The organism is Streptomyces sp. NPDC030991, assembly GCF_055571235.1.
The window spans coordinates 60,656-81,472 of record NZ_JBVIFR010000008.1 but is presented as its reverse complement, the minus strand read 5'-3'; the positions used below and the strand labels follow the sequence as shown (position 1 = coordinate 81,472).

Annotated in this window: 21 protein-coding genes, 1 tRNA gene and 1 riboswitch; of the genes, 12 read left to right on the top strand and 10 right to left on the bottom strand. The window is 71.0% G+C overall.

Annotated features, from left to right (window positions below):
* Positions 1–48: 48 nt before the first annotated feature.
* The 5 genes from ACZ45E_RS17100 to bcp form a co-directional block, all read right to left on the bottom strand.
* Positions 49–132: transfer RNA gene (locus ACZ45E_RS17100), tRNA-Leu, on the bottom strand.
* A 12-nt stretch (positions 133–144) separates the two neighbouring features.
* A complete protein-coding gene (locus ACZ45E_RS17095; RefSeq protein WP_468221624.1) occupies positions 145–975 on the bottom strand; it encodes an HNH endonuclease in 831 nt (276 codons plus the stop codon).
* Positions 972–1,607, bottom strand: coding sequence for an HNH endonuclease (locus tag ACZ45E_RS17090; RefSeq protein WP_468221622.1), 636 nt, complete (start codon positions 1,605–1,607; stop codon positions 972–974). Before ACZ45E_RS17090 ends, ACZ45E_RS17095 begins: the two co-directional genes overlap by 4 nt.
* A 142-nt stretch (positions 1,608–1,749) precedes the next feature.
* Positions 1,750–3,255 (bottom strand): glycine betaine/L-proline transporter ProP, encoded by a 1,506-nt coding sequence (gene proP, locus ACZ45E_RS17085; RefSeq protein ID WP_468221620.1) that lies wholly within the window; start codon positions 3,253–3,255, stop codon positions 1,750–1,752.
* Positions 3,256–3,428: 173 nt separating this feature from the next.
* Positions 3,429–3,896: a thioredoxin-dependent thiol peroxidase gene (gene bcp / locus ACZ45E_RS17080; protein WP_468221618.1), complete on the bottom strand. Its 468-nt coding sequence runs from the start codon at positions 3,894–3,896 to the stop codon at positions 3,429–3,431.
* A 171-nt stretch (positions 3,897–4,067) separates the two neighbouring features.
* Between bcp and ACZ45E_RS17075 the strand changes: the two genes are divergently transcribed.
* From ACZ45E_RS17075 to sugE, 3 genes are all read left to right on the top strand, one after another.
* The gene (locus ACZ45E_RS17075) at positions 4,068–4,415 is read left to right on the top strand and encodes a DUF3618 domain-containing protein (RefSeq protein ID WP_468221616.1); all 348 of its coding nucleotides are present in this window, start codon (positions 4,068–4,070) and stop codon (positions 4,413–4,415) included.
* Between the two features lie 86 nt (positions 4,416–4,501).
* Positions 4,502–4,804, top strand: coding sequence for a GroES family chaperonin (locus ACZ45E_RS17070; RefSeq protein WP_389908696.1), 303 nt, complete (start codon positions 4,502–4,504; stop codon positions 4,802–4,804).
* 136 nt (positions 4,805–4,940) lie between these two features.
* Positions 4,941–5,005: riboswitch (guanidine-III (ykkC-III) riboswitch) on the top strand.
* A 32-nt stretch (positions 5,006–5,037) separates the two neighbouring features.
* A complete protein-coding gene (gene sugE, locus ACZ45E_RS17065) occupies positions 5,038–5,358 on the top strand; it encodes a quaternary ammonium compound efflux SMR transporter SugE (protein WP_468221615.1) in 321 nt (106 codons plus the stop codon).
* Here the strand turns inward: sugE and ACZ45E_RS17060 are convergent.
* Entirely contained in the window at positions 5,303–7,678 is a 2,376-nt protein-coding gene (locus ACZ45E_RS17060) for a transglycosylase domain-containing protein (RefSeq protein ID WP_468221613.1), read from the bottom strand. The genes sugE and ACZ45E_RS17060 overlap by 56 nt on opposite strands.
* Before the next feature lie 144 nt (positions 7,679–7,822).
* On the opposite strand from ACZ45E_RS17060, the gene ACZ45E_RS17055 reads away from it, so the two are divergent.
* The 4 genes from ACZ45E_RS17055 to ACZ45E_RS17040 are packed head-to-tail and all read left to right on the top strand — an operon-like array spanning position 7,823 to position 11,385.
* A complete protein-coding gene (locus ACZ45E_RS17055; RefSeq protein WP_468221611.1) occupies positions 7,823–8,635 on the top strand; it encodes an ABC transporter permease in 813 nt (270 codons plus the stop codon).
* Positions 8,628–9,548 carry an ABC transporter permease gene (locus ACZ45E_RS17050; RefSeq protein ID WP_468221609.1) on the top strand — a complete coding sequence of 307 codons (921 nt, stop codon included), beginning with the start codon at positions 8,628–8,630 and terminating at the stop codon, positions 9,546–9,548. Before ACZ45E_RS17055 ends, ACZ45E_RS17050 begins: the two co-directional genes overlap by 8 nt.
* 18 nt (positions 9,549–9,566) lie before the next feature.
* On the top strand, positions 9,567–10,559 hold the full coding sequence (locus tag ACZ45E_RS17045) for an ABC transporter ATP-binding protein (RefSeq protein WP_468221607.1): 993 nt from the start codon (positions 9,567–9,569) through the stop codon (positions 10,557–10,559).
* A 10-nt stretch (positions 10,560–10,569) separates the two neighbouring features.
* The gene (locus tag ACZ45E_RS17040; protein ID WP_468221604.1) at positions 10,570–11,385 is read left to right on the top strand and encodes a DUF1707 SHOCT-like domain-containing protein; all 816 of its coding nucleotides are present in this window, start codon (positions 10,570–10,572) and stop codon (positions 11,383–11,385) included.
* 40 nt (positions 11,386–11,425) lie between these two features.
* On the opposite strand, the gene ACZ45E_RS17035 is transcribed toward ACZ45E_RS17040, so the two are convergent.
* Positions 11,426–12,775 carry an SGNH/GDSL hydrolase family protein gene (locus tag ACZ45E_RS17035; protein ID WP_468221601.1) on the bottom strand — a complete coding sequence of 450 codons (1,350 nt, stop codon included), beginning with the start codon at positions 12,773–12,775 and terminating at the stop codon, positions 11,426–11,428.
* 501 nt (positions 12,776–13,276) lie between these two features.
* On the opposite strand from ACZ45E_RS17035, the gene ACZ45E_RS17030 reads away from it, so the two are divergent.
* On the top strand, positions 13,277–14,488 hold the full coding sequence (locus ACZ45E_RS17030; RefSeq protein WP_468221940.1) for a DUF445 domain-containing protein: 1,212 nt from the start codon (positions 13,277–13,279) through the stop codon (positions 14,486–14,488).
* Between the two features lie 143 nt (positions 14,489–14,631).
* Entirely contained in the window at positions 14,632–16,113 is a 1,482-nt protein-coding gene (locus ACZ45E_RS17025) for an MFS transporter (RefSeq protein WP_468221599.1), read from the top strand.
* Here ACZ45E_RS17025 and ACZ45E_RS17020 read toward each other — a convergent pair.
* The gene (locus ACZ45E_RS17020) at positions 16,096–17,337 is read right to left on the bottom strand and encodes an MFS transporter (RefSeq protein WP_468221597.1); all 1,242 of its coding nucleotides are present in this window, start codon (positions 17,335–17,337) and stop codon (positions 16,096–16,098) included. The two genes, ACZ45E_RS17025 and ACZ45E_RS17020, sit on opposite strands and share 18 nt — an antisense overlap.
* 72 nt (positions 17,338–17,409) lie before the next feature.
* Here ACZ45E_RS17020 and ACZ45E_RS17015 point away from each other — a divergent pair, with 72 nt between their 5' ends.
* The gene (locus ACZ45E_RS17015) at positions 17,410–18,390 is read left to right on the top strand and encodes a GlxA family transcriptional regulator (RefSeq protein ID WP_468221595.1); all 981 of its coding nucleotides are present in this window, start codon (positions 17,410–17,412) and stop codon (positions 18,388–18,390) included.
* Between the two features lie 5 nt (positions 18,391–18,395).
* Positions 18,396–18,809 carry a VOC family protein gene (locus tag ACZ45E_RS17010; RefSeq protein ID WP_468221593.1) on the top strand — a complete coding sequence of 138 codons (414 nt, stop codon included), beginning with the start codon at positions 18,396–18,398 and terminating at the stop codon, positions 18,807–18,809.
* A gap of 27 nt (positions 18,810–18,836) precedes the next feature.
* On the opposite strand, the gene ACZ45E_RS17005 is transcribed toward ACZ45E_RS17010, so the two are convergent.
* A complete protein-coding gene (locus ACZ45E_RS17005) occupies positions 18,837–19,148 on the bottom strand; it encodes a hypothetical protein (RefSeq protein WP_468221591.1) in 312 nt (103 codons plus the stop codon).
* Between the two features lie 233 nt (positions 19,149–19,381).
* Here ACZ45E_RS17005 and ACZ45E_RS17000 point away from each other — a divergent pair, with 233 nt between their 5' ends.
* The gene (locus tag ACZ45E_RS17000) at positions 19,382–20,347 is read left to right on the top strand and encodes an SDR family NAD(P)-dependent oxidoreductase (RefSeq protein ID WP_468221589.1); all 966 of its coding nucleotides are present in this window, start codon (positions 19,382–19,384) and stop codon (positions 20,345–20,347) included.
* On the opposite strand, the gene ACZ45E_RS16995 is transcribed toward ACZ45E_RS17000, so the two are convergent.
* Positions 20,323–20,796, bottom strand: coding sequence for a carboxymuconolactone decarboxylase family protein (locus tag ACZ45E_RS16995; RefSeq protein WP_468221587.1), 474 nt, complete (start codon positions 20,794–20,796; stop codon positions 20,323–20,325). The two genes, ACZ45E_RS17000 and ACZ45E_RS16995, sit on opposite strands and share 25 nt — an antisense overlap.
* Positions 20,797–20,817: the final 21 nt, after the last annotated feature.

Sequence of the window (20,817 nt, the reverse complement as noted above, 5' to 3'; positions counted from 1 at the left end):
AACACAACGGCCTGCGTCTCATACCTTCGAAACGCAGGCCGCTTGCCGTGCGGCGGAAGGGATTCGAACCCTCAAGCCCGTTCAAGGGCCACGGATCCTAAGTCCGCTGCGTCGCCTCTGCGCCACCGCCGCTCGGCGGCCATGCTACCGGGCCCGGCCTTGTCCGCGGCACCAGGTTTCGGTGTTCGCGTGACAGTTGGGGCACAGGTAGCGAAGGTTGTCCTGACGGTTGTCCAGCGGGTCGCCGTTGATGTGATCGACCTCAAGGACCAGCCTCCGTCCCTGCCACAGCTCGCCGAGACCGCACTCGACGCAGGCGCGCACAACGCCGATCTCGTCGAGTGCCCGGCGCAGCAGGGCCGTGCGGGTGCGCTGGGCGGATGACGGCCGACGTACGAGGATGTCCTGGGCGGACCTGCGTGTGCGCGCGGGGATTCCGGCGCGGTGTCCCTGCCCGGTGAAGTGTTCGGTCGAGAGGCCGTACTCATCGATGCTGCGCTTTGCCCTTACGCGGGCCGTCCCGTTCGACGGTGACAGTCCGAGCCTGCGCAGCACGTCGGCCACTCCACCCGATGCGGCGACCGCCCGTGTGAACTCCTCCTCGGGAAAGAGGGAGTTGCTGCCCCGGCCGCCGGTGAAATGGCTGGTGTCGATGCCGAACCGAGCGAGCTTCGATTTCACCAGCGAATACGGCCCGTCCTCTGGCGGGATGCCCATGTGCAGGAACATCTCGCGAATGCTGGTGGAGCAGGCCGCCGCCTCTGCCAGGATCTCCTTCGCGTACGACCGCTTCGGACGTTCGGGCAGCGGCTCCGCCCGGAAGTGCAAGGTGTCGATCCCGTAGTGGTCGAGGCGCTTGCGCAGGTAGCCCAGAGTCCCGCTGTTCAAGGGGGCACCGATCCGACGCATGAGGTCCACCAGGCTGCCGGCGGCCGGCGCGGTCTCTTCCAGGACTTCGCGCGGATACCTGCTCATGCCGACCGCCTCTTTCGCCCGCGGTAGGTATCGGTCACCGCATGGCAGTTCGGGCAGAGGAGGCGCAGGTTCTCCGGCCGGTTGTCCCACCACTCGCCGCTCACGTGATCGACCTCCAGCCGGATCGGCTGTCCTTGCCACTCGGAGTGCCCGCACATCGCGCACTGTTCCCGGACACCGAGCCGCAAGAGTTCCCGGCGGAGCCGGACCCCGTGCGCCCGGCCCTCGTCCGGAGATCTCAGGGTCAGCGGATGCGGCCGGGTTCCGGTGGACCTCTGTGCCGGCCGCTCGAAGTGTGCGGTGTCGATCCCGAGTGCCCTGATGCGGCGGCTGATGTGGGCCTGATTGCCGCCGACATTGCTGATGCCCAGGCGTCGCACCACGTCCCTCAAGCAGGAGGATTCGGCGACGGCGACCCGCAACACCTCGGCCGTGTGTCGCTCCGCCCCGTGCTGGAAGTGTGAGACGTCGATACCGGCCTCGACCATCTTCTGCCGCAGGTACCGCTTCCTGTACGGCGTCGGCTCACCCCCCAACCACCGAACCGCCTCGTCCCAGCCTCCCGTCTCCCGAGCCGCTTCCTCCAGCCGCTTCCGCGTGTACCGTCGTTCCGGCATCGCTGTCCCCTCCATCGGCTCTCAATGGGCCCAGTCGACCCTCAGTTCGTCTTCTCGTACGGAGTAACGAACCGAAAATCGGACCGTCACGCACGACCTGCGTGACGGCCCGATCCGGGAAGCGGGGGAGGGGTGTTACCCGAACGAGGGGCGGGTGTCAGAACCTCGGGGCTGGGGCCTGGGATTCGACCATTTCCGCGGCTTCCTCGTGGGTCTCCACCGAGGGCGGGGAGCCGGCCAGCGGCTTCTGGGCCGTCTCCTTCATGCAGGCGACCGCGATGACGCCGACGAGGGCCGCGGCCATGGCGTAGTACGCGGGCATCATGTCGGTGCCCGTCACGGAGATCAGGGCCGTGACCACCAGCGGGGTCGTGCCGCCGAAGATCGACGCGGAGAGGTTGTAGCCGACCGAGAGGGAGCCGTAGCGGACCTGGGTCGGGAAGAGGGCCGGGAGCGCCGCCGACATGGTGCCGAGCAGGCAGACCAGGGAGAGGCCCAGCATCAGCATGCCGAGCGAGACGGCCCACAGGGCGCCGTTCTTCACCAGCAGGAACGAGGGGATCGAGGTGACGAAGAAGCCGAGCATGCCGGTCATGAGGAGCGGCTTGCGGCCGAAGTGGTCGGAGAGTTTGCCGACCTGGCTGATGATGCACATCAGGACGATCATCGTCGCGATGAGGATGAGGAGGCCGTGGGTCTCCGAGTAGCCCATCTCGTCCGACAGGTAGGTCGGCATGTAGGAGAGGAGCATGTAGTCGGTGATGTTGTACGCGCCGACCAGGCAGATGCAGAGGACCAGCGTCGGCCAGTAGCCGCGGAAGATCTTGGCGAGGTCGCCCTTCGCCGTCGTCTCCACGGTGGACGCGGCCTCCGACGCCTTGTGGGCCGACTCGTCCGCCAGCTTCTGGAAGGCCGGGGTCTCGTCCAGCTTGAGCCGCAGGTAGAGGCCGACGAGGCCGATCGGGCCCGCGACCAGGAACGGGATGCGCCAGCCCCAGGAGTCCATGCCGTCGCTGCCGAGCACGGAGGTCAGGATGGTGACGAGGCCGGCCGCGCCGACGTATCCGGCGAGTGTGCCGAACTCCAGGAAGCTGCCGAAGTAGCCGCGGCGCTTGTCCGGCGCGTACTCGGCGATGAAGGTGGACGCGCCGCCGTACTCGCCGCCGGTGGAGAAGCCCTGGACGAGGCGGAAGAGGATCAGCAGGACCGGTGCCCAGAACCCGATCGTGGCGTACGACGGGATCAGGCCGATGGCGAAGGTGCCGACCGCCATCAGGATCATGGTCATCGCCAGGACCTTCTTGCGGCCGATCTTGTCACCCATCGGGCCGAAGACCATGCCGCCGATCGGCCGGACGAGGAACGACACGGCGAAGGTCGCGAATGACGAGATCAGCTGGACCGTGTCGTTCCCGGAAGGGAAGAAGACGTGTCCGATGGTCACCGCGAGGTAGGAGTAGATGCCGAAGTCGAACCACTCCATGGCGTTGCCGAGCGAGGCCGCCTTGACCGCCCGCTTCACCGCCGCGTCGTCGGTGACGGTGATGTCGGTGCGGCGCAGGGGCGGGTTCTTGCGCCGTCTGACGGCGCGGAACAGCGCCCGGTGACGCTTGACCGCCTCCGGGTCGGGCGCCTGCGGCCCTTCCGCGGTGTCGGTGGACATGGCGGTTGATCCCTTCTCTGGACAGGAACTTCCGAAGGGATCACTTGCTCGATGGTGGCGGTCGCAAACGGAAGTCCCCGGGAGAGGGGATTTTCGTCACAACTGTGGGGTACCCGACCGGGCTGCCCGGACGGGTACCCGCCCGGGCAGCTGTCCGCGCGCTCTCGCGGGGGTCAGATGCCGAGGTCCTTGATGATCTTCGCTACGTGGCCGGTGGCCTTCACGTTGTAGAAGGCGTGCTCGACCTTGCCGTCGGCGTCGACGACCACCGTGGAGCGGATGACCCCGGTGACGACCTTCCCGTACAGCTTCTTCTCGCCGAAGGCGCCGTACGCCTCGAGCGCCTTCTTCTCCGGGTCGCCGACCAGCGTGACCTTGAGGTTCTCCTGCTCGCGGAACTTGGCGAGCTTCTCCGGCTTGTCGGGGGAGACGCCGATGACGTCGTATCCGGCGGCGGCGAGCACGTCGAGGTTGTCGGTGAAGTCGCAGGCCTGCTTGGTGCAACCGGGGGTAAGTGCGGCGGGGTAGAAGTAGACGATGGTCTTGCGGCCCTTGTGGTCGGCGAGGGAGACCTCGTGGCCGTCGGCGTCGGGCAGGGTGAAGGCCGGGGCGATGTCGCCGGGCTGGAGTCGCTCGCTCATGTCGCTGATGTCTCCTCGCGGGGTGGGTGAACTCCGGACGAGAGTAATAGGGGTGCCGTGGGGTGAGTACGGCGCTGAGCTGACAGACTGTCCTCAGTCGTAACGCAGGATCAGCAGCAGGATCGGTAACAGGACCGGTAAGCGGTACGAAGCGACCACGGAGGCAGCGCGGTGTCGGACACGTCCAGTACGTCGGATTCGCCGGATACGCGGACGACGGCGCAGATCGAGGCGGACATCAAGCGCCGCCGCGAGACCCTCGCCGAGACGCTCGACGAGATCGGGGTGCGCGTGCACCCGAAGACGATCGTCGGCGACGCGAAGGCCAAAATCGTCTCGAATGTCGACCACACCCTCGGACGGGCGTACGTCGGTGCGAACCGGCTCGTCTCCGAGGTGAAGGGACGGTTCGTCTCCGAGGAGGGCGCGCCGCGCCTGGAGCGGATCGTGCCGGCCGCGCTCGTCGTGGTCGGTGTCGTCGGACTCCTCGCGGTGACGTCCCGCCGCCGCAAGGGCTGACCCGGGGGCGTACGGATGCGGGCAGGGCAGGTAGGTTCGTCGGCGTGAGCCAGAAGAACCGTCACGACGACAAGTTGCCCATCCGCATGCTGCACGACCGTGTGCTGGTCCGGCAGGACACCGCGGAGGGCGAGCGGCGCAGCGGCGGCGGCATCCTGATCCCCGCGACGGCGGCGGTCGGCCGCCGTCTGGCCTGGGCGGAAGTCGTCGCGGTCGGGCAGAACGTGCGGGCCGTGGAGCCGGGCGACCGGGTGCTGTACGACCCGGAGGACCGGGCGGAGGTCGAGGTGCGCGGGGTCGCGTACGTGCTGATGCGCGAGCGGGATCTGCACGCGGTGGCCGCCGACCGGTTCGAGGGCTCGGAGGACTCGACGGGTCTTTACCTGTAGCTGCTCCCGCTGGCGCGCGCGGGTGCGCCGGTGGGAGCCGGTGGGCGGGTTCTTGTATCTCCAGAGTTCTTGTGTTTCCAGGGTTCGCGGGGCTGGTGGCCATGGTCACCAGCCCTTTTCGTCTCTCCCCAGCGGGCCTTTGCTACCGTGGAAGAACCCCGACGAGACGCGCCGTACCGGGACCTGAAAAGACGACGCACCCCTGTTGAGAACCACTGACGGAGGTGCCAGTCGTGGCCTGGATTCTGATCGTGATCGCCGGACTTCTCGAAGTCGCCTGGTCGATCGGCATGAAGTACACGGACGGCTTCACCCGGCTGTGGCCCAGTCTGGGCACCGGGGCCGGGATCGTCGCCAGCATGCTGTTGCTGTCCTACGCGGCCAAGTCGCTGCCCATCGGTACGGCGTACGGCGTATGGGTGGGGATCGGGGCCGCGGGCGCGGCGATCGTGGGGATGCTGGTGCTGGGGGAGCCGGCGACGGCCGCGCGGGTCTTCTTCATCGCTCTGCTGCTGGTGGCGATCGTCGGCCTGAAGGCGACGTCAGGCCATTGAGCGGGCCGAAGGTGCCGCCGGGGCCCGGGGCGCCGGAGTCGCCGCCGAACTCCGTGCCGTCCGGGTCCGTTCCGCCGTCGGTGGTGCCGTCCGTGCTGCCGCCGTCGGTGGTCGTCCCGCCGCCGTCCGTCCCGTCCTCGGTCGGGCCTTCGGTGTCGCCGCCCTCGGTCGTTCCCTGGTCGCCGCCCTCGTCCGTGGCACCGGTACTCGCGCCGGTGCCGGGGGAGTCGGTGTCGGTGCCGGGCTCCTCGGGGGAGGAGGACGCGGAGCCGGTGGCCGAGGGCGGGGTGGTGGAGGGGGTCGATGTCTGCCCCGAGCTCTCCTCCCCTTCGAGGTCGAAGTCGGTGGCCTTGGTGCCGGCCAGGGCTTTCCTGGTGAACTGGGCCCAGATCTGCGCGGGGAACCCGCCGCCGTTGACGCGGGGCTGTCCCGCCGCGCCGTACAGGGAGGTGTGGGCGCCGGTGACCGGGTCCTGGCCCATGACGGAGACGACGGTCACCAGGTCCGGGGTGTACCCCGCGAACCAGGCTGCCTGGTCCTCCTCGGCGGTGCCGGTCTTGCCGGCGGCGGGGCGGCCCGCGGCCTGGGCCGCGGTGCCGGTGCCGCCCTCGACGACGGAGCGCAGGACGGTGGTGGTGGTGTCGGCGGCCTCGCGGCTGATGGCCCGCCGGATGTTCCGCCCGGGCAGGTCGATGGCCGTGCCGTCCTTGCTGAGGGAGGCGAGGAGCGTGTACGTGCCGTGCCTGCCGTGGTTGGCGAGGGTGGCGTACGCCTCGGTCATGTCGAGGACGCTGGCGGTGGCCGGGCCGAGCGCGATCGAGGGGGACGCGGTCAGGTCCGGGGTGTCGGCGGGCAGGCCGAGGCCGACGGCGGTCCGCTTCACCTTCGCCGGGCCGACGTCGACGGCCATCTGCGCGTACACCGAGTTCACGGACTTGTCGGTGGCGGTGCCCACGGTGATGGGGCCGTAGGAGACGTCGTCCTCGTTCTCGGGGGCGTAGTAGCCGCCGTCCCAGCCCTGTACGGGCCGCTTGTTGGTGCCGTCGTAGACGGTGTCGGGGGTGATGGGGCGGCCGTCCTGGGTGGTCGAGCCGTTCTGGACGGCGGAGGTGAACACGAACGGCTTGAAGGTGGAGCCGACCTGGTAGTCGCGGCGGGTGGCGTTGTTGACGTACTGCTTCGTGTAGTCGATGCCGCCGTACATCGCGAGGACCTTGCCGGTGGCGGGGTCGATGGCGGCGCCGCCCGCGCGGACGTTGCGGTCGGCCTTGCGGGTGTCCTTGTCGAGGTGGGACATCAGCTGGTCGTCGACGGCGTCCACGAAGGCGTCCTGCTTCTTCTTCTGCAGGGTGGTGGTGATGCGGTAGCCGCCGGTGGCGAGGGTGTCCTCGTCGAGGATGTCCGCGCTGGTGATGGCGTCCTTCACGGCCTGTACGAGGTAGCCGCGCTGGCCGGACAGTCCGGCGGCGCCCTTGGCCTCGTCGGGTACGGGGAACCTCATCGCGGCGCGGTCCGCGGCGCCGAGCCACTTCTCCTTGACCATGCCGTCCAGGACGTAGTTCCAGCGGGCCAGGGCCCGGCTCTTGTTCTCCGGGTGCGCGATCACGTCGTACGCGCTCGGGGCGTTCAACAGGGCTGCCAGGTAAGCGCTCTGAGGGGTGGTCAGGTCCTCGGCGTCGACTCCGTAGTAGGCCTGGGCGGCGGCCTGGATGCCGTACGCGTTGCGGCCGAAGTAGCTGGTGTTGAGGTAGCCCTCCAGGATGTCGTTCTTGGACTCCTCCCAGTCGAGCTTGATGGAGATGAAGAACTCCTTCACCTTCCGTGTGACCGTCTGCTCCTGGCCGAGGTAGTAGTTCTTCACGTACTGCTGCGTGATCGTCGAACCGGACTGCTTGCCCTTGCCGGTGACCATGTTCCAGGCGGCGCGCAGCATGGCCTTCGGGTCGACAGCGGACTCGCTGTAGAAGTCGCGGTCCTCGGCGGCGAGCACCGCGCGCTGGGTGGTCTTCGGGACCTGGGCGAGCCGCACGTTCTCCCGGTTGACCTCGCCGTCGCGGGCGATCTGGGTGCCGTCGGCGTACAGGTACACGTTGGACTGCGCGGTCGCCGCCGACTTGGCGGGCGGGATGTGCACGAGGAAGTAGCCGAGCGCGAACAGGCCGACGCAGAGCAGGACGAAGGCGATCAGGGAGCCGAGCAGCATCCGCCAGGTCGGGATCAGCCGCCGCCACCCCTTGCGCCGGGGGCGCCTGGGCCTGGCTTTCTTTCCCGTCGCTCCGGGCGTGGGCCCGGGCTGCGCGGGCTGCTCGTCGCTGCTCATGTCCTGGGGAACTCCTGATTCGCGTCGTACGTCACGAACGCCTCGTATGACACATAAGCCTCCTACATCACCACGAAAATGCATGGCAGGCGGAGCCCGCACTGACTAGGCTCCTGCGCTCGCGGTCGATTCGAGGGGGCGTACGTGCACGTAGTACGGCTGTACGCGGCCGTCTCCGCCGGGGCCTTCCGGCGTTACTCCACCTATCGCGGGGCGACCTTCGCGGGCATCTTCACCAACACCGTCTTCGGCCTGATCATCGCGTGCACGTACATCGCGCTCTGGGACGAGCGGCCCCGTCTGGGCGGGTACGACCAGGCGCAGGCGCTCACCTTCGTCTGGGTCGGCCAGGCGCTGTTCTCGGTGATGATGCTCGGCGTGCCCTCCGGGTTCGAGGCCGAGCTCGCGGAGCGGATCCGCAGCGGCGACATCGCCGTCGACCTGTACCGGCCGGCCGATCTGCAGAGTTGGTGGCTGGCGCAGGACCTGGGGCGGGCGGTCTTCCAGCTGCTCGGGCGGGGTGTCGTACCGATGGCGGTCGGGGCGCTGGTCTTCCGGCTGGCGCTGCCCGCCGACCCGTTGCGGTGGCTCCTCTTCCTCTTCTCGGTGCTGCTCGGGCTGCTCGTCAGCTTCGCGCTGCGCTATCTGGTGGCCCTGTCCGCGTTCTGGCTGATGGACGTGAGCGGCGTCGCGCAGATGTACGGGATCACGGCCACGTTCTTCTGCGGGATGCTGCTGCCGCTGAACGTCTTCCCGGGCGCCATCGGTGACGTGGCCCGCGTGCTGCCGTGGTCGGCGCTGCTCCAGGTGCCCGCCGACGTGCTGATGGGCACGGACCGGAGCCGCGGGGCGCTGGGCAGCTGCCTCTTCCAGGCGGCCTGGGCCGCGGCGCTGCTCGTCGTGGGCCGCCTCCTCCAGGCGACGGCGACGCGGCGGGTGGTGGTGCAGGGTGGCTGAACAGCCGGCGGAACGGGTCGCGGCAGCCGGGTCCGGGCGGGCCGGGGGCGAGGGCGTCGGGGGTGAGCGCGGCGAGGGCGAGCGCGTCCGGGGCGAGCGCGGCGGGCAGGTCCGCGTCGGGGTGCGGGCGTTCGGCATGATCAGCGCGATGTGGATTCGCTCCACGCTCGCCTACCGCGCGTCCTTCCTGATGACGGCCTTCGGCAACTTCGCCCTGACCGGCCTGGAGTTCGTCGGCATCCTGCTGATGTTCTCGCAGGTGGACCGGCTCGGCGGCTACTCGCTCCCCGAGGTCGCCTTCCTCTACGGGACCTCGGGCGCCGCCTTCGGTCTTGCGGACCTGTTCGCCGGCTCCCTGGGGCGGATCGGGGGCCGGGTGCGGGACGGGACCCTGGACGCGTTCCTGGTGCGGCCCGCGCCGATCCTGGCGCAGGTCGGCGCCGACCGGTTCGCGCTGCGCCGCCTCGGCCGGATCACCCAGGGCCTGATCGTCATGGTGTGGTCGCTGCTCGCCCTGGACATCGCGTGGACCCCGCTGAAGGCGCTGCTCGTGCCGGTGCTTGTGGTGAGCGGCGCCGGGATCTTCACGGCCGTGTTCATGGCGGGCGCGTCCTTCCAGATCGTGGCGCAGGACGCGGCCGAGGTGCAGAACGCGGCGACGTTCGGCGGCAACGCCATGCTCGCGTACCCGCCGACCGTCTTCGGCGACAACCTGTTGCGCGGCGTGACCTTCGTGCTGCCGCTGGCCTTCGTGAACTGGCTGCCCGCGCTCTACATCATCGGCCGCCCCTACCCGCTGGACCTGCCGTCCTGGGTGGCGTTCGCGCCGCCGCTGGTGGCGGCCGTCTGCCTGGGCGCGGCGGGCCTCGCCTGGCGGGGGGCGCTGCGCGCGTACCGCAGTACGGGAAGCTGAACGGGAAAGGGGCGACGGATGGCCGAGGGCGAGGCGTTCATCGAGGTGGACGGCGTCGAGAAGGTCTTCGACGTGCGGCGCAAAGTGGGCTTCATGCGGCGCGAGCGGCGGACGGTACGGGCCGTCGACTCGCTGAGCTTCACGGTGCCGCGCGGCGAGATGGTCGGCTACATCGGGCCGAACGGCGCGGGCAAGTCGACGACGATCAAGATGCTGACGGGCATTCTGACGCCGAGCGCGGGGCGGCTCCGGGTGGCGGGCATCGACCCGTCGCGGGAGCGGTCGCGGCTCGCGCACCGGATCGGTGTCGTCTTCGGGCAGCGGACGACGCTCTGGTGGGACCTGCCGCTGATCGACTCCTACCGGCTGATGCGCCGCATGTACCGGATCCCGGGCGCCCGTTACCGGGAGAACCTCGCCCGGTGCGTCGAACTCCTCGAACTGGCCGAGCTGTTGGAGGTGCCGGTACGTCAGCTGTCGCTCGGGCAGCGGATGCGGGGGGACATCGCGGCGGCGCTGCTGCACGACCCCGAGGTGCTGTATCTGGACGAGCCGACGATCGGCCTCGATGTCGTCTCGAAGGTCAAGGTGCGTGGTTTCCTGCGGGACTTGAACGCGGAGCAGGGCACCACGGTGCTGCTGACGACGCACGACCTCACCGACATCGAGCAGTTGTGCCGCCGGGTCATGGTCATCGACCACGGGCGGCTCATGTACGACGGGGAGCTGGACGGGCTCCACCAGGTGGGCGGCGGAACCGTGGAGCGCACCCTCGTCGTCGACCTGGAGCGTGAACTGCCGCCGCTGGACATCGAGTTCGCGCGGGTCGTGAAGGTGGAGGGGGCCCGGCAGTGGCTGGCGTTCCCGGCGGACCGGTCGGCGGCGCCGCTCGTCGCCGCGATCGCCCGGCGCTGCCCGCTGGTCGACCTCTCCGTGCGGGAGCCGGACATCGAGGCGGTGATCGCGCGGATGTACGCCGGAGGCACTTCCCCCGGGGTCCTGCGCCCGTAGGCTGGCACGTATGACGGACGAATCGCTGCCCGAGCGCTCCGATGTTCCCGCCACCCCCGATCTGCGGGCCTCCGACGCCGACCGCGAGCAGGTCGCCGAGCGGTTGCGGGACGGGCTCGCCGAGGGCCGGCTCGACATGGCGGAGTTCGAGGAGCGGCTGGAGGCGACGTACAAGGCGCGTACGTACCGGGAGCTGGCGCCGCTCACCCGGGACCTGCCCGGCGCCGGGGTGGCCGCGCCGGTGAACCTGGTGAAGGGGCCGCTGCCCGAGGGGGCGGTGGACTGGTCGGCGCGGATCGGCGGCCGGACGGCCACCACCACGTGGGGTGTCGGTGTCCTCTCCGGGTTCCAGCGCAAGGGGCGGTGGACGGCGCCGCGCCGGTTCAACTGCTTCGCGTTCTGGGGCGGCGGCGAGATCGATCTGCGCGAGGCGAACTTCGAGGACCGGGAGATCGTCGTCAACTGCGTCGCCGTCATGGGCGGGATGAACGTGGTGGTGCCGCCCGGCGTCGAGGTCGTGGTGCGGGGCATCGGCATCATGGGCGGCTTCGACCAGAGCGAGGAGGGCGTGCCGGGGGACCCCGGGGCGCCCCGGGTGGTGGTGACCGGGTTCGCGTTCTGGGGCGGGGTCGGCGTGGAGCGGAAGGTCACGCGGGCGGAGCGGCAGCGGCTGCGGGAGGAGCGCCGCGGCGAGAAGCGCCGGGCGCGGATCGAGGGCCGCCGCGCCCACCCCCACGAGCTGCACGCGGACCGTCTGGACCGGCACCGGGAGCGCGTCGAGGACCACCTCGACCGGCACCGGGACCGCCGCCGCGACCGGGACTGAGAGTTCCCGGCCGGGGACTGCTGAGTAGGCTCCCTGGGTCCTAGAGCTCCGCGCCCGTGGAGCCCTTCAGCGAGGTGAGGTCGAAGGAGCGCGCCATCCGCTCGTACCCCGCGTCGCTGGGGTGCAGGTGGTCGCCCGAGTCGTAGCGCGGGAGCAGCTTGCGCGGGTTGTACGGGTCGCGGAGCGCCTTGTCGAAGTCGACGTAGCTGTCGTAGACCTTGCCGCCGCGGATCGCCGCGTTCACGCCCTGGCGGACGGACTCCAGGTGCGGTTCGTAGCCCCGGTGCCCCTGGAACGGCATGAGCGTCGCCCCGATCACCCGCAGCCCGCGCGTGTGGGCCTGCCGGGCCAGCTCCCGCAGCCCTTCGACGATCTTGTCGGGGTCGGTCTGCTGCGGGTTGCGCAGGATGTCGTTGATGCCGAGGTCGATGATGACGGCCCGGACCCCGGAGCGGCTGAGCACGTCACGGTCGAAGCGGGACAGGCCGCTCGGGTTGTTCGCGGGGCGGCCGAGCCCGTCGGACAGGATGCGGTTGCCGCTGATGCCCTGGTTCACGACGCCGTAGCGCGGGGCACCCGACTCCGTGCGCAGCCGGTCGGCCAAGACGTCCGGCCACCGCAGGTTGGCGCCCATCGTGGAGGTGATGCCGTCGGTGAGCGAGTCGCCGATGACGACGACGGTCCCCTCGGCCTCGTGGCTCAGCACGTCGAGCGCGGTGACGTAGCGCCAGTAGGGGCTCTGCTCCGTGTACGACGTGCCGCTCGGGTCCTCGGTGCGGTCGCCCGGGGCCATGTACGACATCTGCCGTGCCTGCGGGTGGTAGGTGACCGGGCCGGACGGGGTCGGTGAGTACGTGGTGACGAGCATGTCCGCGTCGCGCGGCACCGGGAGGCGCGCGGCGTCGCTGACGACCTGCTGGCCGGCCGGGATGACGACCGAGGTGTTCCCGGAGAACGTCAGCCTGCGCACCGTCCCGGCCAGCGCCGTCGGGGTGTTGGGCGCGGAGGCGACGGCGACGGAGGCGTGGGTGACGCTGAGGGGCTGCTGCCCGTACAGATTGGAGAGGGTGATGCGGGCACCGGTGCCGCCGATGCTGGTGTGCACGATGTTGCGGATGGAGCGGCCGAAGAACCCTCCCCCGGACTTCGTCCCGGAGGTGGCCCCGGTCTCCGTGCCGGGCTCGGCGCCCGCGGGGGAGGCGGACCAGCTGGCCGCCCAGGTGCCGGTGGACGCGGGGGCGGCGGAGCCGTGCGGATGGGCGCCGCCCGCCTGGACGGAGCCTTCGTCGCCGCGCAGGACACCGGAGAAACCGACGTAGATCGCGGCCGAGATCACTACGACGACCGCGACGAGCGCGGCCAGCAAGGCATAACCGTGACGCCTGGCCATGCGGTGTGTGTCTCCTCGGGAAGTGGGAGCCCGAGGCTCCGATGTGATGAACCCATGATGCGTCATGGGGCGGGATGAGGCCGACACTGCCCCCCTCCGCTCGTTCAGACGCCGGGAACTTGCGGTTCGTTCCGGGAGTAGGTCAGAAAGGGACAATGTGTGAGGGGAATGACAGATGACGGACGTACGACGAGGTACGGACGCGGAGCGGACGACGACCGGGACGGAGCGGGCCGGATGGCCGGTGGCGTAGGGAACGGCGTAGGGAACGGCGTGGGACAAGGTGATGGGGACGGAGACGGGGACGGCGTTGGGGACAGGGCGGGCGGTTCCGGGGCGAAGGGTCCAGGTGGCTTCCGGGCGGATAAAGCGGGCCAATCGGGCATAGGGCAGTATGCCCGTTCGGCTCCGTCACAACCGCAGGCGCCGCCCCGCCCCGCCCGCCGCTTCACGGGTGAATTCAGCCCCGCTGACGAGGAGAAGCAGCGCGGCGTGCGCCGCATGAAGCTGACGGCGACCGGCCTTCTGGTGTTCGTCGCGCTCGTCTACGTACTGACGACCTGGGCCGGCCACTCCGGCGCGGGCGCCTGGGCCGGATACGTCGCGGCGGCCGCGGAGGCCGGCATGGTCGGCGCGATGGCGGACTGGTTCGCCGTCACGGCCCTCTTCCGTCGGCCGCTCGGCCTGCCCATCCCGCACACCGCGATCATCCCGACGAAGAAGGACCAGCTCGGCGTCTCGCTCGGCGAGTTCGTCGGCGAGAACTTCCTCTCCGGGGATGTCGTACGCGACCGGCTGCACGCCGTCGGCATCGGCTCCCGGCTCGGCGCCTGGCTCGCCGAGCCCGAGCACGCGGACCGGGTCACCGCGGAGCTGGCGACGGCGCTCAGGGGCGCGCTGACCGTCCTGCGCGACTCCGACGTCCAGGCCGTGGTCGGCGAGGCCATCACGCGCCGCGCCGACAACGCCGAGATCGCCCCCGGCATCGGCAAGATGCTGGAGAAGGTCGTCGCCGACGGCGGCCACAAGCGCGTCGTCGACCTGGTGTGCACGCGCGCCCACGACTGGCTGGTCCTGCACTCCGACTCCGTCATGGACGCGGTGCAGGGCGGCGCCCCCGGCTGGACCCCCCGCTTCGTCGACAAGCGGGTCGGCGAGCGCGTCTACAAGGAACTGCTCCGCTTCGTCACCGAGATGCGGGACATGCCGGAGCACCCGGCGCGCGGCGCCGTCGACCGCTTCCTGAAGGACTTCGCGGGCGACCTCCAGTCCGACACCGACACCCGGGCCCGCGTGGAGCGCCTGAAGTCGGAGGTGATCGGCCGCTCCGAGGTGCAGGACCTGATCGCCTCCACCTGGTCCGCGGTCCGCTCGATGATCGTGGCCGCCGCCGAGGACGAGCGCAGCGAGCTGCGCATGCGCGTACGGGCGTCGCTGCTCTCCCTCGGCCGGCGGATGGCGACCGACCCCAAGGTGCAGGCCAAGGTGGACGGCTGGGTGGAGGGCGCGGCGGTGTACGTCGTGACGACGTACCGTGCCGAGATCACCTCCCTCATCACGGACACCGTCGCGGGCTGGGACGCTGAGCACACCTCCCGCAAGATCGAGGCGCACATCGGCCGGGACCTCCAGTTCATCCGGATCAACGGCACGGTGGTCGGCTCGCTGGTCGGGCTGCTCATCTACACGGTGTCGCGGGGCTTCGGGGCGTAGCTGTCGTCAGCCTCTCCGCCTTTCAGCCCCTCCGGCGCCCGAGGGGCGGGGTCCGGGGCGGAGCCCCGTGGCGGTGAAGGTGGTGCCGGATCCGCTTTCGGGGCACACGTACGACGTCCATACCCTCAACGAGGAGGGCGTACATGTCCCTGGAGCACGAGAAGCACCGCCCGCCGGCCCCCGGAACCACCCGCACCGCCGTCCCCGCCCGCCTCGACCGGCTGCCCTGGTCGCGCTGGCACTGGATGGTGGTGATCGGACTCGGCACCGTCTGGATCCTGGACGGCCTCGAAGTCACGGTGGTCGGCAACATCGCGGGCCGCCTGTCCGAGCCCGGCAGCGGGCTGCCGATCTCCTCCGCGCAAGTCACCGGCATGGCCGCCGCGCTGTATGTGGCGGGCGCCTGCGTCGGAGCGCTGTTCTTCGGCTGGCTCACCGACCGGTTCGGCCGGAAGAAGCTGTTCCTGCTGACCCTGGCCGTCTATCTGGCGGCGACGGCCCTCACCGCGTTCTCCTTCTCCACCTGGTGGTTCTTCGTCTTCCGGTTCTTCACGGGCTTCGGCATCGGCGGCGAGTACGCGGCCATCAACTCGGCCATCGACGAACTGATCCCCTCCCGCTTCCGCGGCCGCGTCGACCTGATCATCAACGGCAGCTTCTGGCTCGGCGCGATCGGCGGCTCGCTGCTGTCGATCGTCGCGCTCGACACGGACCTCTTCGCGAAGAACATCGGCTGGCGCCTCACGTTCGCCCTCGGTGTCGTCCTCGGCCTGGTGATCCTCCTCGTCCGCCGCAACGTCCCCGAGAGCCCCCGCTGGCTGTTCATCCACGGCAGGGGGGAGGAGGCCGACTCGCTCGTCACGGAGGTCGAGGAGAAGGTGCGCGCCCAGCACGGCGACGACGCGCTCCCGCCGCCCGCCGGGGAGATCACCATCCGGCAGCGCAAGAGCATCGGCTTCGGGGAGATCGCGCGCACCGTCTTCCGCGACTACCCGCGCCGCACCACGCTCGGCCTCGCCCTCTTCATCGGACAGGCGTTCCTCTACAACGCGGTCACGTTCGGCTTCGGCGCGATCCTCACCACGTTCTTCGACGTGCCGACGGGCTCGACCGGCTATTACTTCGCGGTCATCGCCGCGGGCAACTTCATGGGCCCGCTGCTGCTCGGCAAGCTCTTCGACACGGTCGGCCGCCGCGTCATGATCTCGTCCACGTATCTGCTCTCCGGGGTGCTGCTCTTCGGCACGGCCTGGCTCTTCGACCGCGGGTCGCTGACCGCGACGACGCTGACGGCCTGCTGGTCGGTGGTCCTGTTCTTCGCGTCGGCGGGCGCATCCAGCGCGTACCTGACCGTCTCGGAGATCTTCCCGATGGAGACGCGCGCGATGGCGATCGCCTTCTTCTACGCGGTCGGTACGGCGGCGGGCGGTATCAGCGGCCCCCTGATCTTCGCCGAGCTCACCAAGAGCGGCAAGGTCGGCGACACGGTGCTCGCGTTCCAGATCGGCGCCGCGCTGATGTGCCTGGCGGGCCTGGTCGCGGTGGCCTTCGCGGTGCGGGCGGAGCAGCGCTCCTTGGAGGACGTGGCGCGGCCGCTGTCGCAGGTGTCACCCGGCTCCTCCTAGCCCCTGGGCCGCCAACTGGCGCTCACAGTCAGCCAGTTGGCGGCCCCCGCGGTCGATGACGAGCGCGAGCAGTGCCGCCACGGCGCACAGCACTCCCGCTCCCACCCACACCAGGTCGTACGACCCGAAGACGTCCCGCACGGCGCCTCCGACGTACGCCACGGAGCCCGCGCCCACCTGGTGCGCGGCGCTGACCCAGCCGAAGACGACCGGGGCGCCGTCGCCGTAGTGCGCGCGGCACAGGGCGATCGTCGGCGGCACCGTGGCGACGTCGAGGAGGCCGAAGGTGACGGTGAACGCGACGAGCGGCGGGTCGACACTCGCGCTCAGCAGCAGCGGCAGCGCGAGCAGGCTCAGGCCGCGCAGCGCGTAGTACGCGGCGAGCAGCCGCCGCGGGTCGAACCGGTCGGTCGCCCAGCCGGACCCGACCGTCCCCGCGACGTTGAAGATCCCGATGAGGGAGAGCAGCGAGGCGGCGACGGTCGTCGGCATGCCGTGGTCGTGCGCGGCGGGCGTGAAGTGGGTCCACATGACGCCGTTGGTGGAGGCGCCGCACACGGCGAACGTCCCGGCGAGCAGCCAGAAGGGGCCGCTGCGCAGGAAGTTGACGGCCTTGGCGGCTCCGGCGGCGCGTACGCGGAGGGGCGCCGCGGCCGGATCGCGTACCGCCGCGTACACGAGGGGCAGCGCACCCGCGGCGGCGAACGCGAGGCCGTGAGCGGCGGCCCGCCACCCCCACGCGTCGATCACCCACGACAGCAGCGGCAGGAACACGAACTGCCCCACCACGCTCGCCGCCGTGAGCAGCCCGGCGACGAGCCCGCGCCGCGCCACGAACCACCGCTCGGTGACGGTCGCCGCGAACGTGGTGGCGGTGGCGCCCGTCCCGAGCCCCACCAACACCCCCCAGTACAGGACGAATTGCCAGGGCGCGGTCATGGTGGTGGTGAGCAGCGCCCCGCCGCCGACGAGGCCGAGCGCGCCGACGGCGACCTTCCGCATGCCGATCCGGTCCATCAGCGCGGCCGCGAACGGCGCGGTCGCCCCGTACACCACCATGTTCACCAGCGATCCGAGCCCGACGGCCGACCGCGACCACCCGAGCTCCTCGTGCAGCGGCCCCACGAGCAGCCCCGCCAGCGTGCTGAAGGCGCCGGCGACGACGATGGCGAGGGCGGCGCCCGCGGCGACGACCCATTTCCTGTCCACGACCTTTCCGTTCATGGCTACGACCTTGCGCCGTGGCGGCACCACCGCACGACTGGCCAGATAGCCATAACGTGAAAGAATCTGGCCATGGCTGTCGAGCAGAAGCACGGACGGACATCGGTGGCCGTCCTGGTCAGGGACGGTGTCCTGCCCATGGAACTGGGCCTGGTCCACCAGTTGTTCGGCACGGCCCGCGACCCGTCGACGGGCGCACGCCTCTACGACGTCCGCACCTGCGCCCCGCGCCCCGGCCGGATCCGCACGGACGCCGACTTCCCGATCTACGCGGAGCACGGCCTGGAGGCGGTGGAGCGGGCGGACACGGTCCTGGTCCCGGCCTCGCACGAGAGCGACGAGCAGCTCGGGCCGGGCGCGCTGGACCACGCGTCGGCACAGGCCCTCGGCTCGGTGCAGGGGCGGGTGGCGTCGATCTGCACGGGCTCGTTCGTGCTGGCCGCTGCGGGCTTGCTGGACGGGCGCAGGGCGACGACGCACTGGATGTCGTCGGACCGGTTCGCCCGCACCTTCCCGCGGGTGACGGTCGACGCGGACGTCCTCTACGTGGACGAGGGCGCCGTGCTGACCTCGGCGGGGGAGGCGGCCGGCATCGACCTGTGCCTGCACATGATCCGCGCGGACCACGGCGCGGCGGTCGCGGCGGAGGTGGCGCGCCGCACGGTGGTCCCGCCCCACCGGGACGGCGGGCAGGCCCAGTACATCCGCCGCCCCGTGGAGGAGACCGGCCTGACCTCGACCTCCGGCTCGCGCGCCTGGGCCCTGGAGCGCCTGGCCGAACCGCTGACCCTCGCGGAACTCGCGGCGCGGGACGCGATGTCGGTCCGTACGTACAACCGCCGCTTCCGGGAGGAGACGGGCCTGACGCCGATGACGTGGCTGGCACGCCAACGCGTCGACCGGGCCAGGGAATTGCTGGAGCAGACCGGGCACACGGTGGACCGGGTGGCGGCGGAGACCGGTTTCGGCACGGCCACGTCGCTGCGGCAGCACTTCCAGACGGCGCTGGGTGTGTCGCCGGGGGCGTACCGGGCGACGTTCCGGGGACGATGAACCACATGAGTGAGACTGAGGCTGACGAGACCGGCGCCGAGATGAACGAGGCCCGCAGGGCCGTACCGAACGTGGCGGTCGACGGCGAGGAGTCCCTGGCGGCCAACCGCGCCTTCTACGGCGCGCTCGGCTTCGAGGAGGTCATGGATCTCGGCTGGGTGATGACGATGGCGTCCCCCTCCCGGCCCACGGCCCAGATCAACTTCATCGAGAGGGGCGGACCGGCGCTGGTGGTGCCGGACATGAGCGTGGAGGTGAGCGACGTCGACGCGGCGTACGCGGCCATGCTGGCGGCGGGCGCCGACATCGTCCGCGACCTGCGGGACGAGGAGTGGGGCGTGCGCCGCTTCTTCGTACGGGACCCGCAGGGGAAGGTGGTGAATGTGCTCGGGCACACCGGTGCGCGGGGCGGGTCCTGAGGGCGGGCCTCTGATACGCGGGGCGGGCTAGGCGGCGGCCCGGCGGTCGACCAGCACGTAGGAGGCGGCGGCCACGACCCCGGCCACTCCGAACACGGCCGGCCAGGCCCCGACCTTCTTGGCGAGCGGGTGCGACCCGGCGAACGCGGCGATGTACGCCCCGGTCAGCGCGCCCGCGACCGGCCCGCCCGCGGTCCGCTTCCACCGGGTGGCCGCGGCCGCTCCGGCGGCGGCCAGCACGACGCCGCCCAGCTGCCGCTTCTTGGTGAAGCGGGCGGTGGCGTACCCGCCGACGAGACCGGCGGCGGCGATGGGGGCGGTGGGCAGGGAGCGGGCCATGAGATCTCCTGGTCGGTCGCTGGGTCTGCCGCCACGGGGGCGGGCGCTGCTCGTGAGGCTACGCCGCTGCCACCGGGGGAGGAGAGGTAGGGGTTCGTCACGGCTGGGCGCCGAGAACGTGGGTTGTCGGCGCTCTGTCGGCGATGCAAGCCGAACTGTCGGCGATATGTCGGTGAGACCCTCGAAGATGAGGTCGTCGCCAACGCCCGCCCTCTTCCCTCCCAGGAGCCCCCGTGCCGCAGCCCACGCCCACGAACCACCACTGGAACCCCGACTCCCTGCCGCCCGCGCCGGACCGTTCCCTCCTCGTCACCGGCGCCAACGCGGGGATCGGCTACTTCGTGGCGGAACAACTGGCCGCCACGGGCGCGCTGGTGATCCTCGGCAGCAGGGACGCGCGCAAGGCGGAGGCGGCCATGGAGTCGATCCGGGCCCGCGTACCCGGGGCGCGGCTGCGCCATCTCCGCCTCGACCTGGCCGATCTGGCGTCCCTGGCGTCGGCGCCCCGGGACCTGGCGGACCTCGGCCACCTCGACGCCCTGGTCAACAACGCGGGCGTCGCCCTCGACGACCCGCCCCGCCGCGAGACGAGGGACGGCCACGAACTGATGCTGGGCACCAACCACCTGGGCCACTTCGCCCTGACCCACTGGCTGGCCCCGCTCCTGACGGCCGCCCAGGCCGCGCGTGTGGTGACGGTCGGCAGCTTCGCCGCCCGCTCCGAACGCCTCGACCTCACCGACCTCCAGTCGACGCGCGACTACCGGCCCAAGCGCACGTACGGCCGCTCGAAGCTGGCGCAGATGTCGTTCGCCTTCGAACTCGACCGCCGCCTGCGCGCGGCGGGCAGTTCCGTACGCAGCGTGGTGGCGCACCCGGGCGGCGCGCTGGACGCCCTGACCCCGTCGCGCCCTCCGGTCCATGTCACGTCGCCCACCGCCCGGCTGCGCGCACTGCCGGCCGCGTCCCTGGTCCAGGGCAAGGACCGGGGGGCGTGGCCGATCGTCCGTGCGGTCCTGGACCCGGAGGCGGAGGGCGGCGGGATGTGGGGCCCGCACGCTCTCGGACTGCGCGGGGCGCCTGTCCCGGAGCGGCCGAAGCCGCACATGACGGACCCGGAGACGGGCGCCCGCCTCTGGGAGGCGAGCCTCGCGGCGGTGAACGGGACGGCGACTCAGCCGAACATGCCGGGCTGGTAGTCGCCGGCGGGCTGCTGGACGATGACGTTGAGCCGGTTGTAGGCGTTGATGACGGCGATCAGCGACACCAGCGCGACGAGCTGGTCCTCGTCGTAGTACTTCGCGGCGTTGGCCCACACCTCGTCGCTGACGCCACCGGCCGCGTCGGCGAGCCGGGTCCCCTCCTCGGTGAGTTCGAGGGCGGCCCGCTCGGCGTCGGTGAAGACCTTGGCCTCCCGCCAGGCGGCGACGAGGTGGAGGCGCTGCGCGCTCTCCCCGGCGTGGGCGGCGTCCTTGGTGTGCATGTCGGTGCAGAACCCGCACCCGTTGATCTGGCTGGCCCGGATCTTCACGAGCTCCTGGGTGGCGTGCGGCAGCCCGGAGTCGGAGACGACCTTCCCGGCGGAGTTGATGTGCCGCATGAACTTGCCCGCGAGCGCGTTGCCGAAGATGTCGAGTCGAGCGTCCATGGTGTTCTCCCTGAGCCTTCG